At 46.2% G+C, this 16,679-nt stretch carries 17 protein-coding genes and 1 riboswitch; of the genes, 9 read left to right on the top strand and 8 right to left on the bottom strand.

Annotated features, from left to right (window positions below; all coding sequences use genetic code 11):
• Positions 1–378: 378 nt before the first annotated feature.
• A riboswitch (TPP riboswitch) is annotated at positions 379–471 on the top strand.
• Positions 472–572: 101 nt separating this feature from the next.
• The 3 genes from FFM80_RS00085 to FFM80_RS00075 are packed head-to-tail and all read left to right on the top strand — an operon-like array spanning position 573 to position 3,233.
• Positions 573–1,148 (top strand): ECF transporter S component, encoded by a 576-nt coding sequence (locus FFM80_RS00085; RefSeq protein WP_137635288.1) that lies wholly within the window; start codon positions 573–575, stop codon positions 1,146–1,148.
• A 12-nt stretch (positions 1,149–1,160) separates the two neighbouring features.
• Positions 1,161–2,573: an ABC transporter ATP-binding protein gene (locus FFM80_RS00080; RefSeq protein WP_137638941.1), complete on the top strand. Its 1,413-nt coding sequence runs from the start codon at positions 1,161–1,163 to the stop codon at positions 2,571–2,573.
• The gene (locus FFM80_RS00075) at positions 2,574–3,233 is read left to right on the top strand and encodes an energy-coupling factor transporter transmembrane component T family protein (RefSeq protein WP_137638940.1); all 660 of its coding nucleotides are present in this window, start codon (positions 2,574–2,576) and stop codon (positions 3,231–3,233) included.
• 525 nt (positions 3,234–3,758) lie between these two features.
• Here FFM80_RS00075 and FFM80_RS00070 read toward each other — a convergent pair.
• Positions 3,759–5,273, bottom strand: a complete 1,515-nt coding sequence (locus FFM80_RS00070; RefSeq protein WP_137638939.1) for an ABC-F family ATP-binding cassette domain-containing protein — start codon at positions 5,271–5,273, stop codon at positions 3,759–3,761.
• Positions 5,274–5,570: 297 nt separating this feature from the next.
• Between FFM80_RS00070 and FFM80_RS00065 the strand changes: the two genes are divergently transcribed.
• The 3 genes from FFM80_RS00065 to uhpT all read left to right on the top strand — a co-directional run bounded on the left by FFM80_RS00065 (position 5,571) and on the right by uhpT (position 7,771).
• The gene (locus FFM80_RS00065) at positions 5,571–5,954 is read left to right on the top strand and encodes a fluoride efflux transporter FluC (RefSeq protein ID WP_137638938.1); all 384 of its coding nucleotides are present in this window, start codon (positions 5,571–5,573) and stop codon (positions 5,952–5,954) included.
• Positions 5,955–6,308, top strand: a complete 354-nt coding sequence (locus tag FFM80_RS00060) for a fluoride efflux transporter FluC (RefSeq protein WP_137638937.1) — start codon at positions 5,955–5,957, stop codon at positions 6,306–6,308.
• A gap of 74 nt (positions 6,309–6,382) precedes the next feature.
• Complete coding sequence (gene uhpT / locus FFM80_RS00055) at positions 6,383–7,771, top strand: hexose-6-phosphate:phosphate antiporter (protein ID WP_137638936.1); 1,389 nt, start codon at positions 6,383–6,385, stop codon at positions 7,769–7,771.
• A 65-nt stretch (positions 7,772–7,836) separates the two neighbouring features.
• Here the strand turns inward: uhpT and FFM80_RS00050 are convergent, their stop codons facing one another.
• Together FFM80_RS00050 and FFM80_RS00045 are read right to left on the bottom strand one after the other, a co-directional pair.
• A complete protein-coding gene (locus FFM80_RS00050) occupies positions 7,837–8,031 on the bottom strand; it encodes a small multidrug resistance protein (RefSeq protein ID WP_137638935.1) in 195 nt (64 codons plus the stop codon).
• Positions 8,032–8,168: 137 nt separating this feature from the next.
• Positions 8,169–9,353: an acetate/propionate family kinase gene (locus tag FFM80_RS00045; RefSeq protein WP_137638934.1), complete on the bottom strand. Its 1,185-nt coding sequence runs from the start codon at positions 9,351–9,353 to the stop codon at positions 8,169–8,171.
• Positions 9,354–9,465: 112 nt separating this feature from the next.
• Between FFM80_RS00045 and FFM80_RS00040 the strand changes: the two genes are divergently transcribed.
• Both FFM80_RS00040 and FFM80_RS00035 read left to right on the top strand, forming a co-directional pair.
• The gene (locus FFM80_RS00040; protein WP_137638933.1) at positions 9,466–10,329 is read left to right on the top strand and encodes an NFACT RNA binding domain-containing protein; all 864 of its coding nucleotides are present in this window, start codon (positions 9,466–9,468) and stop codon (positions 10,327–10,329) included.
• A gap of 3 nt (positions 10,330–10,332) precedes the next feature.
• Positions 10,333–10,689, top strand: a complete 357-nt coding sequence (locus FFM80_RS00035) for an iron chaperone (RefSeq protein WP_137638932.1) — start codon at positions 10,333–10,335, stop codon at positions 10,687–10,689.
• 172 nt (positions 10,690–10,861) lie between these two features.
• Here FFM80_RS00035 and FFM80_RS00030 read toward each other — a convergent pair whose 3' ends face one another.
• Positions 10,862–11,083, bottom strand: a complete 222-nt coding sequence (locus FFM80_RS00030) for a hypothetical protein (protein ID WP_137638931.1) — start codon at positions 11,081–11,083, stop codon at positions 10,862–10,864.
• 123 nt (positions 11,084–11,206) lie between these two features.
• Positions 11,207–11,812 carry an FMN-dependent NADH-azoreductase gene (locus FFM80_RS00025; RefSeq protein WP_137638930.1) on the bottom strand — a complete coding sequence of 202 codons (606 nt, stop codon included), beginning with the start codon at positions 11,810–11,812 and terminating at the stop codon, positions 11,207–11,209.
• A 47-nt stretch (positions 11,813–11,859) separates the two neighbouring features.
• Between FFM80_RS00025 and FFM80_RS00020 the strand changes: the two genes are divergently transcribed.
• Entirely contained in the window at positions 11,860–13,209 is a 1,350-nt protein-coding gene (locus FFM80_RS00020; RefSeq protein WP_171000995.1) for an aminotransferase-like domain-containing protein, read from the top strand.
• A gap of 564 nt (positions 13,210–13,773) precedes the next feature.
• On the opposite strand, the gene FFM80_RS00015 is transcribed toward FFM80_RS00020, so the two are convergent.
• From FFM80_RS00015 to FFM80_RS00005, 3 genes are all read right to left on the bottom strand, one after another.
• Positions 13,774–14,763: an aldo/keto reductase gene (locus tag FFM80_RS00015; protein ID WP_137638928.1), complete on the bottom strand. Its 990-nt coding sequence runs from the start codon at positions 14,761–14,763 to the stop codon at positions 13,774–13,776.
• Positions 14,764–15,012: 249 nt separating this feature from the next.
• The gene (locus FFM80_RS00010) at positions 15,013–15,642 is read right to left on the bottom strand and encodes a GyrI-like domain-containing protein (RefSeq protein WP_137638927.1); all 630 of its coding nucleotides are present in this window, start codon (positions 15,640–15,642) and stop codon (positions 15,013–15,015) included.
• 12 nt (positions 15,643–15,654) lie between these two features.
• The gene (locus FFM80_RS00005) at positions 15,655–16,278 is read right to left on the bottom strand and encodes a histidine phosphatase family protein (RefSeq protein WP_137638926.1); all 624 of its coding nucleotides are present in this window, start codon (positions 16,276–16,278) and stop codon (positions 15,655–15,657) included.
• Positions 16,279–16,679 lie beyond the last annotated feature (401 nt).

Below are 16,679 nucleotides of genomic sequence, written 5' to 3'. Positions count from 1 at the left end.
TTTCTAAATTTTTCAGACCTCATAACAGCCAAATGATCACTAACATGCAATATCACTATTAACAAAAAAGTATGCTGACCACAATAGTCGTAACCACTAGTGCAGGACGGCCTGGATAATGCTCAGTGGTGTCGTTCATCTTGGCTGGCGATTTTCCAGCTTAGATAAAGCCCGACTTTTGAGACCGCCATTCGGCTCAAAAACGTGGCCACCACGTTCCAGCATCAGTCCGGAGCAACCGTAGCGGCAATCGTTAAGTTAACCCAACTCGCTAACTAAATTAAAGCACAAAAGCATGACTTTTGAGTGACCTTTGCTCAGATTGTGTGAAATTTGATTGCGCTATCATTTGAATTCCGGTACACTGAACATAATCATTCATAGCAACTGGGGTGCCATACGGCTGAGAGAATACCCATTGAACCTGAATCTGGATAATGCCAGCGCAGGGAGCAATGCTTTTTTTGGGAACCATCAATCAAGACTTAGCCGTCTGGCAGTAGCTGTTAACTACTGTCAGGCGTTTTTTGTCTAACCGATGCGTGGATGAAAAACTTAGGAGGTTTTTGCTAATGAAATGGGCAAAATCATGGTATTTAAGTGACGTGATCTTGATTGCATTAATCGGGATCTTTTTTGGAGCAATCTTTATGGGGACAAACTACGTCTATGATGTGCTGACTGCCGCCTTAGCACCAGTTGGGCTGGCTGGCTTAGCCAATGAACTGTTATTAGGATTGTGGTGTATGCCTGGGATGTTGGCCGGTTATCTGCTCCGTCTAAAGGGATCGGCGACATTAGGCGAACTCTTAGCCGCAACAGTTGAAATGTTTTTCGGGGGTCAATGGGGTATCTCAACATTGATTTCTGGGGTCCTGCAAGGGTTCGGATCAGAATTAGGTTACATCGCGACCCGCTACAAACACTATGATTGGCTGGGCTTAACCGCTTCAGCCATCACGACGACCTTAGTCACGTTTGCGTGGGATTTAGCTAAAAATGGCTATTTCAAGCTTCAATTCTGGCTACTCGTACTTTACTTTATTGTCCGTTTCATTTCGATGTTCTTCTTTGGTGGTGTCTTAACCAAACTAATCACCGACTTACTTGATCGCAGTCACGTGTTGAAATCTACCCACAACAACTAAGGAGACTTGTTTATGGCGACCATCACCTTACACAATTTAACGTTCAGTTACCCCGAAGCGGTGGCGCCAATTCTCGACCAAGTCAACTTGACGTTTGCTAGCGGACAATTCACCCTGCTGACGGGCCCTTCTGGAACCGGTAAATCAACCCTGCTCAAATTAATGACTGGACTGCTAAGCTTACCAGCTAACCAAGGCAGTATCAGCTTCAATCAGACCGACTTAACCGCTATCGTCCCGACTGACCGGGCAGCTCAAGTGGCGTTAATGTTTCAAAATCCGAATCAACAATTTGCTATGGATACAGTTGAAAATGAATTGATCTTTGCCCTTGAGAATCGGCAATTACCACCGCAACAGATACCACAGCGACTGACGGCGGCCCTCGACTTTGTCGGCATTAGTCACTTACGGCATCGTCACCTCAACCACCTATCCGGCGGGGAAAAACAAAAAGTCGCCTTAGCAGTTATTGTCGCCATGGATAGCGATGTGATCTTATTAGATGAACCGTTTGCCAGTGTCGATCCCACCGCACGTGCCAGTCTATTACGCCGACTTGTTCGCTTGCGTGATGAGGCTGGCAAAACGATTATTCTGGCCGACCATGATCTGACCGATTATGAACCGTTAATCGACAACGTGGTACGAATCACTGCAGAGCACACCCTTGCCATCGTCCCACAAGTCCAACAGCCGGCCCTTTTTCAAGCCTTTAATCAGCGGGTCTCTACTCATACCACTTGGCCGACACCCACTAGCGGTACACCGTTGTTTCAACTCAAGCAAGTGACCTTGCAACAAGCTCAGCACCAGTTGCTTGAACCGACTGACTTAACGATTTATCAGCATCAAACGACGTTAATCACGGGTCCCAACGGCAGCGGTAAATCGACTTTATTTGAAGCCTTAGTCCGACTGCAAACTTATTCCGGTCAGCTCACTTATCTAGGTAAAGATATTCAAAAACTAAAACGAAAAGCTTATGCACGCCAAGTGGCCTTATTATTTCAAGATGCTGAGACGCAATTTTTAAATATCACCGTAGCCGAGGAACTAGCGCAATGTCAGAAATACGCGTATGGTGATTACTTTACCCCGGCGCACATTGATGCGGCCTTACAGCAATTAAATTTAGCCGGACATCAAGACCAAGTCATTTATACCCTGAGTGAAGGCCAGAAAAAGAAACTACAGATTTTACTCATGCTAATCATGCAGTCACCAGTGCTGCTTTTAGATGAACCGTTAAAAGGCTTGGATTTAGCGTCAATCAACGCTTTAGTTCAGCTCCTGAAGACGACATTAGCGGCGACTCAGCAAACTTTAATTATTATTAGTCACCAGTTGACCGGCCTAACGCCGTTGATCGACTGCCACTTACGCTTTGACCAGCACCAGTTACAATATCAGGAGGCGTTTTAAATGAATCCTAGTATTAAACTCCTCCTATTATTAGTCATTGCCCTAGAAATCTCGTTTACGATGATTATTAGCTTGAACGTAGCGTTGGTGATTTTAGCCATCATCTACCTGGGGTTACATGGGACCAAGCTCAAAACGCTCGCTTGGCTGCTAGTCGTGCCGCTACTGCCCGCAATTGGTCTTTGGAGTACTCAATATATTAACGGTAGTGGCGATAAAACGCTGATGGCTTGGGTATTATTCACCCGTATCTATGCCTTTGTCTTTACTGGTGCCACCTTTACGCTCACGACGAATATCTTGCAGTTGGCCGATGCTTTAGAACAAAATTGGCATTTGCCATCAAAATTTGCCTATGGTGTCCTAGCGGCGTACAACTTAGTTCCAAAAATCCAGCACGAAGTTAAAGTCATTCGTGCTGCGGGGTTAATGCGGGGACAACAACTGTCCTTTTGGTCACCACAGCTTTATTTTAAGGCCATCTTAGTCTCCATCAATTGGTCACAGAACCTGGCCCAAGCGATGGCGTCACATGGCTTTGTCGAAGATGCACCCCGAACCCATTACCGCCACTCCGCATTACATGCACGGGATTGGATTATTTTAGGTTTAGGTATCATTGGCATGCAAATTGGCGTATTCGTGATTCCTTGGCACTAGCCTAACTAAAAAAATCGTTGTCTTAAGCGCAGTGTTTACTGGCTTAAGACAACGATTTTTCATTACTAATATGCTTGGTACTAGTTGACTTAAATTGCCACTCTGGTTGGGCCAGAATCGGCTGGAACGTGGTGGCCGCGTTTTCGAGCCATAGTGCGGCCTCGAAAGCCGGGCTTTATCTAAGTCGAAAAATCACCGACCAAGATAAACGACACCACTGAGCCAATTCTGGCCCGTCCGGCGTTAACTAACGGGAATTAAATAATTAACGATTGATTATTCTTAGTCCAGTCATATAGCCGAGCCATTGATTTCTAAAATGCTCAGCCGTGTCGTTGGCCTTAGTGCGAGTGGTCTGCTCGGACTTAGGCCAATGACAGTTTTGAAGATCGAGCTTTGGCTTCAAAATGGCCCATGGCGTTCCAGCGTTTTAGAAACCAACCGGCAGGCGGTAATTTCAACTAGCACCAAACGTATTACTGATAATTAACGACAGATCAGCCCAAGTGCCATCGAAACTACTCCTTAGTTGCGTGCCGCCTCTATCTGGGCTCGCAAAGCTTGCATCGCGGCTGTGTCAGCGTTGGGGTCAGCCATCATCTGATCATACTTGAATTGCAATAATGGTAAGTCCGATGGGGCCGCAGCTTTGACCGCAACCCGTTGTGGATCAATCAATTGCTGATCGTCAAACGTCAACTGGCGCGTGACGACCTGCTTGCGGAAGACCGCATCATGTGAGACAAAAATAACTGTCCCCGGATAATGCTGTAGATAATCTGCTAAGGCGTCCAACGCATCGACATCCAGATAATTAGTCGGTTCATCTAACATCAACACATTATAATTACCGACCAAGATAGCCACTAGTTGTAGCTTGACTAATTCACCACCGCTTAGTTCACCAACCAGCTGGTCATAAAAGCGCGCGGGTAAGCCTAACGCCCCCATGACATTGCGCACCGTTTGATCTGGCAACTGGCTGGCATCGCGCACCGTCTGCCAAACCGTTCTCTTGCCATCTAACGCGGTCATATCTTGTTGAAAGACCCCAATCTTAGCGGCGGGCGAGACCGACAAGCCGGCTTGATGCTCTAAAATAGCCGTTAATAACGTGGTTTTCCCACTTCCATTCGGCCCAACCAACGCAACTCGTTCGCCGGGCTTAATCTGAAACGTGACTTGTTTTAACAACGTCTGGTGATGACGACGCAACGTAAAGTTAGCCGCTGAAGCCACTGTTTTACCTTTAAATGGTGGAAAATCAGTCGCGACTAACTTGAATCCCGTCGTGGTAAACGGCTTAGTTACTTGGGCCTCCCGTTCGCCACGTTCTACTAACTTTTTCGCACTACGATCCATCTTAGCCGCAGTCGCTTCACGTAATGACTTGGAATTCGCCCGTTCCCCTGCCGTCATCCGCCGACTGCCTTTACGAATCTGTTGCGCCTTTTCATGACGGGCTTGCATCGCAACTTTTAAATCATGTTGATGCCGATTCTGCCGAACATAAGCAGCTTGTTGACTCGTTAATTGCTGGTCTAATTGGGCTTGATAATCAGCATAATTACCGGCATAGGCCGTAAATTCACTGTGGCGTACCGCCCACGTCTGCGTGGTGACAGCATTCAGCAACTGCCGGTCATGTGAAATCAGCAGTAACAACCCCTGATAATGCTGCAATTGCTTGCTGAGCCAAGCTTGATGCGGTTCATCTAAATTCGACGATGGTTCATCTAAGATCAAGATTTCTGGACGACTACTCAACGCGACCCGAACCCGATCCATCATTGCTTGACCCCCACTACGATCATGGGTTGCCGCAATCTGAGGCACATAGGTGACATCTCCAGCCACAATCAATTGACCTTGATAATCCTGATCATCACCGGTCAACAGATGGGCTAGCGTTGATTTTCCAGCACCATTGCGACCCACGATACCGATGCGGTCGCCCGTATTCGCCAACAAATGAGGGACCGTAAAGAGACTGCGACCATTCACCATTTTTTCGATCTTCGTTAATTTTATTTCAGACATTTAAAAATCCCCCTTAGGATCAGGGATCAATTCAGCGCACAAAAAAAGCGACCTCGACATGGCGAGACCGCTGGCTACGTATTCGCCAGCGCCACTAATTAATCCCAAAAACGACAGTCCACCCCTTAGCAAAAAGGTGATCACTGTTCAATTACTGGCATTAATTAGTTGCGCATTGGCCGAATACCCCGTGTTTTCATAAGTTAGTTAATAGATTAGCATGCTTTAATTTATTTTGCAAGCCAGGTTGTTTTTCTGTAAACTAAATTCATCTTACTGAAAAGAGCAACTTCATTCATGCGAAAATTATGTTATATTGCGGGCTTTGCCGTTCTCGGTGGTGGCCTGCGCGAATGGCTCAGCTTACTAGTCAGCTGGCCGCAACACTTTTGGCTTACCGTCATCATTAATGTTAGCGGGGCCTTGCTGTTAAGCTTCGTCACCACGTTATTGCCCGCCCGGTTACCCGTCTCCGAAGACATCATCGCTGGCATGAGTGTTGGCCTGATTGGTAGCTTCACTACTTTCTCAACCTTCACTTACGAAACCATCCAACTCTGGCAACAAGGTCAGACTGGCCTCGTGCTCGCTTATGTTGGTGCCAGTCTGGGACTTGGCTTATTAGCGGGCCTCGCTGGCAACTTACTCAGCGACCATTGGCTGCCACGGGGGAATGCCTAAATGTTGACTCCAATTGGTCTCGTGGGCGGTGGTGCAGCAATTGGCGCCTTGATCCGCTATACGACGATGCAACTCTCTAAACCGCTTAATCAACGCTGGTCACTGCCAGTCGCCACATTAGGGCTTAACCTGATTGGGGCGTTACTGCTGGGATGGGACCTAACTAGTCCGTTACCCTCAAGCTGGCAACTCTTTTTAGGGACTGGGATTATGGGCGGTTTAACAACTTTTTCAACGATGATCAATGAAATTATCATCTTAGCGCGCCACCACCAGATAAAAACAGCCCTCACTTACTTCGTACTCAGCTTAGGTGGCGGCTTACTTTTCGGCTGGCTAGGCACTTTACTTTAAAATAAGCAACCGATTACACTTGTGATATACTGAGAACGGTCATCAAATTTTTCATTATAAGAAGGGTTGTTTTTATGTTACATTATTTTGACCTGAAACGACCTAAAAAACTTGGCCTTTCAATCACGGATCAACGGCAACGTTGGTTACGTGAATTTTTGAAAGCGTTTTTGGTCGTCTTCTTTGTTTATTTCAGTATGTACCTGATCCGCAATAACCTCTCCGCGGCACAACCGTTATTAGTTAAAGACGGGATCTCCACGACTGAGTTAGGCTGGATCGGTTACGGCTTCTCACTGGCTTACGGGATTGGGAAGACCGTCTTAGGCTACGTGGTCGATGGTAAGAATACCAAGCGTTTCATGTCATTCTTACTTATCTTGGCAGCGTTGATGACCTTAATCATCGGGGTCGCCTTATTGATGAACCACGCGCCAGTCGGTTTAATCTTAGTTCTCTGGTCATTGAACGGGGTCTTCCAATCACCAGGCGGTTCAGCATCACTCTCCACGATTTCACGCTGGACGACCACGACAACTCGGGGCCGCTACATCGGGATTTGGAATATCTCTCATGAATTCGGTGGCGCCGTGGCTGGGGTCATTGCACTCTGGGGTGCGAATCATTTATTTGCGGGCAATGTCGGCGGGATGTTTATTTTTCCTGCTATTATTGGGCTCATCATTGGTTTTTGGGGCCTCTTCTTCGGCGCCGACGATCCGCAAGAACTTGGTTGGGATTCCAGTGAAGTAATCTTCGGTGAAGAAGTCTCCCAAGCTGATCAGACTGCTGCGAAGATGAATAAATGGACCATCTTCAAGACTTTCGTTATGAAGAGTCCTTGGGTCTGGTTACTCTGTATCGCCAACGTCTTCGTCTACGTGGTCCGGATTGGGATCGTTAACTGGGCACCACTCTACACGGTTCAACAACTCCACTTTACAGTAGCTCAAGGTGCCAATACCTTGTTGCTTTTCCAACTTGGTGGGATTATTGGTAGTGTTGTTTGGGGCTGGTTCTCAGATGTCTTAAAGGGTCGTCGCGCGGTGGTTTCAATTATTTGCTTAGCCTTAACGGCGTTTGTCGTGTTAGGTTACCGCTACGGAACGACGCCGATGATGATCAACACATCCTTGTTCTTCTTAGGCATGTTAATCTATGGCCCACAACTCTTAATCGGGGTCGCTGTCATTAGCTTCGTACCTAAGAACGCGTTAAACGTTTCTGATGGTTTAACTGGAACCTTTGCCTATATCTTTGGGGACTTGATGGCTCAAGTTGGCTTTGCCGCCATTGCCGATCCCAAAGCTAACGGATTGTCACTCTTAGGCATGAACTTACATGGTTGGAACGATACGTTTATCGTCTTCTATATCGCTGTTATTTTGAGTATTATCATGCTCGCGATTATTGCGGTTGGGGAAGAAAAACGGATTCGCCAACAATTAAAGCTTGAAAAATAAATAAGCCATTATAAAAAGTCCCAACTAGATTTTGATCAAAATCTAGTTGGGACTTTATTTTAGTTTTAATTACCAAACGGACTCGCAAATAACACCATGCCCCCGAGGACGATGACTGCTAAGCCAATCCACAAAGCGACCCGAATTAAGAACAGGCCAGCAATAACCATAAAAACTAGGCCCAGAATTTTAAAGCCAATCTTAAAGAAGATCTTTAAGAGCCACAGGCCAATCACTAACGCAATCAAAAAACCGATCATGTTGCCGCTCGACTAACGAGCTTCCCTCCTTACGGTCGTCACGACCGCTGGTTGAACAAGTTATGTTCTTGACCGTTAGTGTAGCATGTCACCAACTAAATATCGACTGCGCCGTTTCAAATTATTAAAAGCTTAACTTACTGTAGTGCCGCGACCTGACGCACCATCGCCAACTCTTCGTTAGTCGGAATCAACATGACTTTAATCGTCGAATCAGCACTACTAATGACACCTTCTTGACCAGCCGCGTTTAAGTCAGCATCCAACTTCACACCAAAGATACGCAATTCATCGGTAATTTGTTGCCGTAATTGGACGTTATGCTCTCCAATCCCACCAGCAAAAATAATTGCATCGGCACCGTGGAGTTCAGTTAAATAGCTCCCGGCATACTTGGCAATCCGGTTAACGAAAATATCGACGGCTAATTTAGCTTGCGGATTGGTTTGTTCTTGCGCTTTGATTTCACGCATATCTGGCGAAATCCCAGACACCCCTAACAACCCGGATTTATTATTGAGCATCATCATGATTTCATTAGGATCGCTAATATTGAGCTTGTCCATCAAGAATGGGACGACCGCTGGATCAACATCACCAGCCCGTGTACCCATTGTCACTCCGGTTAACGGTGTAAAGCCCATTGAGGTATCAAAGGCTTTCCCATGCTTAACGGCGGCTAATGACGCCCCACTACCCAAGTGTAGGGTAACCAAGTTCACGTCATCTTTGGGCTTGTTCAATAATTCAGCGGCCCGACCAGTCAAATATCCATGAGAAATTCCGTGTTCACCATAGCGGCGAATATGGTACTTCTTCGTCAAGTCATATGGCAAGCTATAAATGGCGTTCATTTCAGGTAAGTCCGTGAAGAATTGGCTGTCAAAAACGGCGTATTGCGTCACGTTAGGCAACGTTTTAGCCATGGTCGCAATCCCTTGCGCTTCCATTGGATTATGCAATGGGGCAAAACTGCTCAACCCTTTAATTTGTTCCAAAACAGTTGGGGTTACTTCAACCGCATGCTTGAATGTCTCCCCACCGGCAACAACCCGGTGCGCAACAGCAGTAATTTCGCTCAATGATTGAATAATATCTAACCGTTGCAACTCGTCAAAGACAAGCTGGGCCGCATGTTCTTGGTCCAAATTATCGACCGTTGTTTCAAATTTTTGATGATCACCATACTTAATCGTAAAGATTGAGCCCGGCATACTGATTCGTTCAACTAACCCACTGGCAAGCACCGTTTCGGCGGGCATTTCAAATAATTGCCACTTCAACGATGAACTCCCAGCGTTAATAATTAATGTTTTTTGCATCGAAAATCACACTCCCACTATCTAGAATACCGAATTTTCAGAAAATATGCTGAATTATTTTCGTAGCGTTACAATATAAGTATCAAAATTCTTAAATTAAGGACGGCTTAGCATGTCAACTCAAGCAGAATTATCCGCAGCAACCGAAGTCAGTCAAGCCATGGAACGTCAGCTATTTCGGACAAACAAACAAATCGAAGCCTTAACGCGTGCAGTCAATCGCGTCGATGATTTCACCGAGCTACAAGTTAAAGGCACGTTACTGAAAACCTATGCCAGTCAAATCGAAGGTCACCACCACTACGTCGAACTACCTGACTACCGGCACCCCGGGCAAACCCTCACGATTCAACTCGACGTGACCAAGTCAATCATGGCGAATGCCGAGGCTTATTTCCACCATTATCGCAAGGATAAACGCGGCTTGCAAACCGTTGAAGCTAATCTGGCCGCTGCCAAACAAACGCTCGCACAACAACAAGCTCGGCAAGCGGCCTTTAAACCATTAGACCCTGCCAGTGTCGCTGCGGTCAAAGCCCAATTAATTGCAGAAGGCGCCCTAAAGACCAAAGTCCTGCACTCGTCAAAGTTACCTGAACCAGCGCATCCACGCCGCTTCTACACGAGCGATCACGTCCTCGTCGAAGTTGGCAAAAACAGTGACCAAAATGACCACCTAACGTTAACGGCACGCAAAGACTATTACTGGATGCACGTCAGCGAATTGGCTGGCTCACACGTGGTGATTCACAGTAACCATCCTAGCGAGCAGACCTTAACTGAAGCGGCCGTCTTAACTGCCTATTACAGTAAAGGCCGCAAGTACCCTCGCGTGCCCGTCGACGTCTTAAAAGTCAGCCAATTACACAAACCTAAAGGGGCTAAGTCTGGGCTAGTGACATTCACTGGGAAAGCGGATACAATTACGGTACGACCAGACGCTGAGCTGGTTAAAAAATTACGAACTGAGGACTAACTAATGACGCCGATTGAAAGCTATATCCAAACTGCACCGCTGGCCATTCAACCACAATTAACTGACCTCCGCACAACTATTTTAGCCGTCTTACCGGATGCTGAAGAACAATTGAAATATCAAATGCCGACCTTTTACTGGCACGAAAATGTGATTCATTTTGCCTGGTTTAAGCATCATATTGGGTTATACCCAACACCTAGTGGGGTCAAGGCTTTTCAAGCGGAATTAACGGCTTATAAGACGAGTAAAGGCGCCATTCAATTGCCGCTGGATCAACCGTTACCCTTGGAGTTAGTACGGCGGATTACTGATTATCGAAAACAAGAAGTTATTGAGAAATTTGGGTTAACCGAATAGATAGGAATCGCGCCATCAGTGTTTGGACTGGTGGCGCGATTTTTTATGTAGCCGAAACGTGTTCAGTCCGACTGGGGACTCCGCTTGCTACGTCAAGTCAACTATCCGGAAGCCCACCGGATAATTGACTTGACTAGGCAATGCTCGACCCCAACCCGCTTTGCCTCACACTCTAACGTTGCCACCAACTCTCCTTCAAAAAGGTAATCTCAACAATCTCACTAATCTTCAATCGCTCGACCACCCCAGCTTGTTGATTCAACAACAGACTGGTTCCATCAACCGCGGCAATTAGTCCACTCGGGGGAGCGCCATTGACCAATGTTAAACGAACGACACAGTTTAGTTCATATGCTTGCAACAACGACGCTTCAATTGTTTTTAGCTGTTCCATTTCGATCACCTCATCGTAAATAAGTACCCCTATCATAGCACATTTTTAGAACGTGTGTTCGATATTTTTAAAATAAATTTTGCCACCTAAAAAAACGTTTGGGGACTATCCCAAACGCCTATTTTAGCTTAACGTTGTCGTTAAATAAGCTGTTAACTCACGCTTTGTTTGTGCGACGATTGCCGACTTATCATTTTCAATTAAATCCAAGCCTTCCGCTCGAATTAACGTCATCTTAGTGATCCCCATGAAGTTTAAAATTGTCCGTAAATAATGTGGGGCAAAGTCAGCATTCACATAACGCAAATCATGTTCATAGTCACTACCACTTGATTGAATATACGCCACTTTTTGATGACCATCTAGCAAGCCAACGGAACCATCCGCAGTGTACTTAAACGTTTGTTTGGCAACAAAGATATTATCAATATAATCCTTTAACTTGCTGACAACGTTGAAGTTATGCAACGGCATCATAATCAAAATAACATCGGCCCGTTTCCATTGTTCAATCAATGCCTGCTGCGTGTCAGCCACCCGTTCTGGATGGTTCATCACATCTGCGGTAATGGGTGGAATCGTATTTTTAGGATTATACAAGGTCAACTGTTCAACATCCGCAGTGGGAGCCACGCGAGCTATGGTCTGCAAACTAACTTGGACCAGTTGATTGATTGTTCGGTCAGTATTTTGATAATCTGGATGAGCATTAATGAGTAAAATTTTCATATTTGAAAAGTCCTTTCTGATACAATTTAAGTAAAGAGGTGGGTCACGTGTTAATCATTGATCGTGAGAGTCAGGAACAGATTTATCATCAGCTTTATCGACAGATTCGCGCCGAAATCGAGACCGGAATTCGCCAACCCGGGCAAGCTGTCGCCAGTACCCGCTTTTTAGCCCAAACACTAGCTGTTAGTCGCAACACTGTCGACCACGCCTACCAAGACTTGGTTGCGGAAGGCTACTTAATCAGCAAACCTGGCGCTGGTTATCATGTTGTCCAACAGTTACCCAGTCTAACTGCCACAGTGACGCCGCTCACGCCAATCAGTCAGCCACGTTTTGAATTTGACTTCACCGAAGATTATGATCACCTGCAACTATTTCCCAAAAATGCTTGGCAAACAGCCGAACAGGCCGTGATGTTTAGCGGCTTATCCCATATTCAGCCAGCCAATGGCGATCCCAAATATCGGCAGCAACTGACCCACTACCTGGCCCGCCTCAAGGGGATTCATGCCAACGCTAATCAAATTGTTGTTACTAGCGGGTTCAATGAAGCAGCTGGCATTATCGCGAACTTAATTCCGGATCTTGCAACCAGTCAATTAGCGATTGCGGAACCGATTGCGCCAAATGCTCGCGAAGTGTGGTCACGCTTAGGCGTCACAACCATTAACTTTCAGGATTTCACGTCATTACCATCAGCGTTAGGCTACGTTTTAGCCCCTACCCATAATTTCCCGGATGGTCAAGGGCTGTCTCGCCAACAACGCCAACAGTTGGCGGCTCAACTCAACGCTCACCAACGTTATCTCATTGAACTAGATACTGATGGCACTTTGACCTACGACGGCCAGCCAGCACCCGCTATCCATCACTATTTACGGGGACAACGCAGCTTTTACTACACTAATTACGATGATACTCTGGGTTCAGCCCTGTGTATGGGCATCTTAGTCCTACCTGTCGAACTGATACCACGCTACCAAGCTCAGTATGGTCAACTGCCAAACCGTAATTCACAATGGCAACAATTGATCTTAAGTCGGCTGATTGCTAACGATGCTTTGGAACGCCACATTCGACAACTTACCATCGTTTATCACAACCGCCGCCAACTTTTGCAACAAACCTGCGCTACTTATTTCGGTGATCAGGTCCAACTCATCGACGCCGCAGCTGGTACTTTCGTCGTATTGCAGTTGCAGACTAATCAGTCCATCGCCGACTTAATTGATCAAGCGGCCCAGGCAGGTATCGGGTTAGTCAATCCGGATCGTTGCTGGCACGATAATCGACCGCACCATCAACAAGTCGTTTTAAGCTTTCGGCAAGTCACTGATGACCAACTCGTTGCTGGCATCCAAAAACTTGCAACGGTCTGGCAGCTAACAACCTAACTGACAAAGATTAGTTTACTAGAATACGCTTGGTGCTAGTTGAAATTGCCGCCTGCCGGTTGGTTCCTAAAACGCTGGCACGCCATGGGCCATTTTGAAGCCAAAGCCCGGTCTTCAAAACTGGCCTTGGCCTAAGTCCGAGCAAACCACTCACACTAAGGCCAACGACACGGCTGAGCATTTTAGGAACCAACGGCTCGGCTAAATTTGTGGTCGATAATAAATAATCATTATTCCCTGTTAATTAACGCCGGGCGGGCCAGAATTGGCTCAGTGGTGTCGTTTATCTTAGTCGGTGATTTTCCGACCTAGATAAAGCCCGGCTTTCGAGACCGCACTTTGGCTCGAAAACGTGGCCACCACGTTCCAGCCGATTCTGGCCCAACCAGAGTGGCAATTTAAACTAACTAGCACCAAGTGTACTAGAATACCCCAGTTAACCAAGGGCCAGTCCGCCTAAAAAACAAGGGACCAGTTGAGCTAATTCGTAATACTCGATAAAAAAACTAGCGGCTCAGAAATCATTAAGATTTCCAAGCCGCTAGTTTTAAAATCAACTGTGCTTTAATTCAGAATTTGTTTAATGGCCGCAACTTCATCAGCGCTAAAAGCTAACTGATCAGTTGCCGCTAAATCATCATGTAAATGTTCAACGCTAGTCGTGCCAATAATCACACTAGCAACCGTCTTGGAACGTAATAACCAAGCTAATGCCATTTGTGCCAGGCTTTGGCCACGTTGTTGGGCAATCGCATTTAAGGCGTTTAATTGCTTAACCACCACGTCAGTCCCTTGGTCAAACAAATATTTATTCGTCCGATGAATAGGAAAGTCCGCTGGAATACCGCCTAGATAATGATCCGTCAATAAGCCTTCTGCCAATGGACCATAAGCAACTAAGCCGGCCTGATGCTGCCCAAGGTAATCTAACAAACCGTTAGTCTCAGCTTGCCGGTTCAACATATTATACGAATACTGATTGACAGTAAATGGCGTGTGCATGTCTTCAAAATAGCTCACCATTTCAGCCGTCTGCGCTTGATCGTAATTTGAAATGCCGACATACAACGCTTTACCTTGACGAACCAACAAGTCCAAAGCTTGTGCTGTTTCTTGTAGATCGATATTCGGATCAGGCCGATGAGAATAGAAAATATCAACATAATCTAGATTCATCCGCTTTAAGCTACGATCCAAGGCCCCGATTAACGTCTTACGAGACCCAAATGCCCCGTAAGGACCTGGCCAAGCTGGATAACCAGCCTTAGTCGTAATGACTAATTCATTCCGATACGGCATCAGGTCACTTTTTAGAATCTGGGCAAAAGTCTGTTCCGCCGAGCCTTTCGATGGCCCATAATTATCAGCCAAGTCAAAACTAAAAATACCATGGTCAAATGCATCCAAAACAACTTTTCTGGAATTGGCTAACGGTGCTTCATCACCAAAGTTACGCCACAATCCCAATGAAATCGCTGGTAACTGTAGTCCCGTCTTGCCAACCCGCCGAATCGGTAAGTTGTCATAACGCGTTTCTGCTGCTGTAAATGTCATTTAGAATCACCCTTCTAAAGTTATTGTTTCCGTTTTCATTATAATACAAACGAAAAGAGCAGTCCTCACGAAAAGGATTGCTCTACTTAGGAGACCCAGAATTATGCCATCTGGCTGTTGCTGTCTAACGTTGTGTCACACCTTGGACCTGAGAGCAGCAGTGACTAGCGAAGTCCAAGTTTTACTGCGATTTGATTAGCAATAGTTCTATTGTAGTCGCCTGACTGAATTGGTCAAGTCAAAATCCCGTCAGCTATCAGTTAACAGCCATCTTAAAACCGTTTTGCGCTTGTCAGCGACTGTCCGTCGTGGATCCGATAAATAAATTTCTTTGTGGGCTAAGGTCCGCCGTTTTAAATGATGAGCGTCTGCATAAGCCGCTAACTGCTGGAAACTGGCTGGTTCCGTATCAAAAGAGCCCACATGTAACATTTGGAGACAATGGCCATCAGTCAGCGCTTCAAAATGCACTTCCGACAGATATGAATTGGGCTTTTTAGCCTGAACAGCGGTGAGATTAGCCGCCGCCAAAGCGGGTGTCACAAAATCCGGTTGCCGCAACATGATCTGATAGTCTAAATCGGCCTTATCAAAACTGCCGTCAGCCCGAACGTCATCAGGCGCTAACGTCCAGAGCCCTTCTAACGGGAAGACCGTATATTCATAGTACCCCGCCGGCAGGGTCCCCGACTTAGGCATCATGCGAATACCATAAGCTGCCGCATATAAAGCTGCGGTCCGTTCACCGAATTCGGATTCATTCGGATCGCCATGCCCGGTGATCGTGTAATAATTGAAGGTCGGCACGGTCACTAAAGTTGGCACTGCTTTGGGTAGATACAAGGCTTTATCTTGTTTTCGCCATTCATATTTTGTCATCAGGCGCCCCCCTTAGAACCCACTTTTTCGATTGTAATAACTTAAGTACTGGCGGTTAGTCGCCGCATCAACCGTAATTTTGGTCACACTCGTATTATCTGGTTCGGGTATCGTCATCGGGTCAGCCGGTTTTAAAACCGCCAACGCCATCGCTTTGACCGTAAACCCATGTGTGACAACGATAATCTGGTCGGTCGGATAATCAGCCGCGGTCGCCGTTAAAAAGTCCGTGACGCGTGCAACCACCTGCTCAAACGTTTCGCCTTGCGTTGCCTCCTCAACATACGTTGGTAAGACATCATTTAATGCCGGATCAAAATATTGCGGATAGGTTTGCTTTAGCACGTCATTTTGCTGGCCATCCCACTGACCATAGGAGATTTCTAACAACCGGTCATCCGTTGTGATTGGCAATTCACGACCAAGATTCAATAACGCTGCCGTTTCTTTAGTTCGTACTAACGGACTGCAAATCAATCGATCCGCAAAGCTAATGTCAAAGCTCGCGTGCAGCGCTTGGGCCTGCTGTTCACCCGTTGCATTTAAATGTGTAATGGCCGTATTAATCGTACCTTGCTTCAAATTCTGCGCATTCGCCGTTGTCTGACCATGCCGGACAATGTAAAAAGTTGTCAAAAAAATCACTCCTCATGTTAATAATCTACGCTTAGTGCTAGTTAGCTTAAATTGCCACTCTGGTTGGTCCAGAATCGGCTGGAACGTGGTGGCTGCGTTTTCGAGCCATCGTGCGGTCTCGAAAGCCGGACTTTATCTAAGTCGAAACCCGTGACTAAGATAAACGACACCACTGAACCAATTCTGGCCCACCCGACGTTAATTATTGATTGTTTATAAACTAACGTTAAGCCACTGAAACTAACACTAATCGATTACTTATTATTAAATTTATTAAAAACCAAGCAGAAAACCTGCGATTTTAATCGCGGGATGAATGCCAGGATTTAATAGTTTTTATCGAAACGTACGTTCCCCAAGAAAGCTAAATATGGTATACTAAATCCAATCTACAGGGGAGG

Origin of the sequence: Lactiplantibacillus dongliensis, assembly GCF_005405105.1 — a bacterium.
Taxonomy (GTDB): domain Bacteria; phylum Bacillota; class Bacilli; order Lactobacillales; family Lactobacillaceae; genus Lactiplantibacillus; species Lactiplantibacillus dongliensis.
This window is presented reverse-complemented; position numbering and strand designations above follow the sequence as displayed.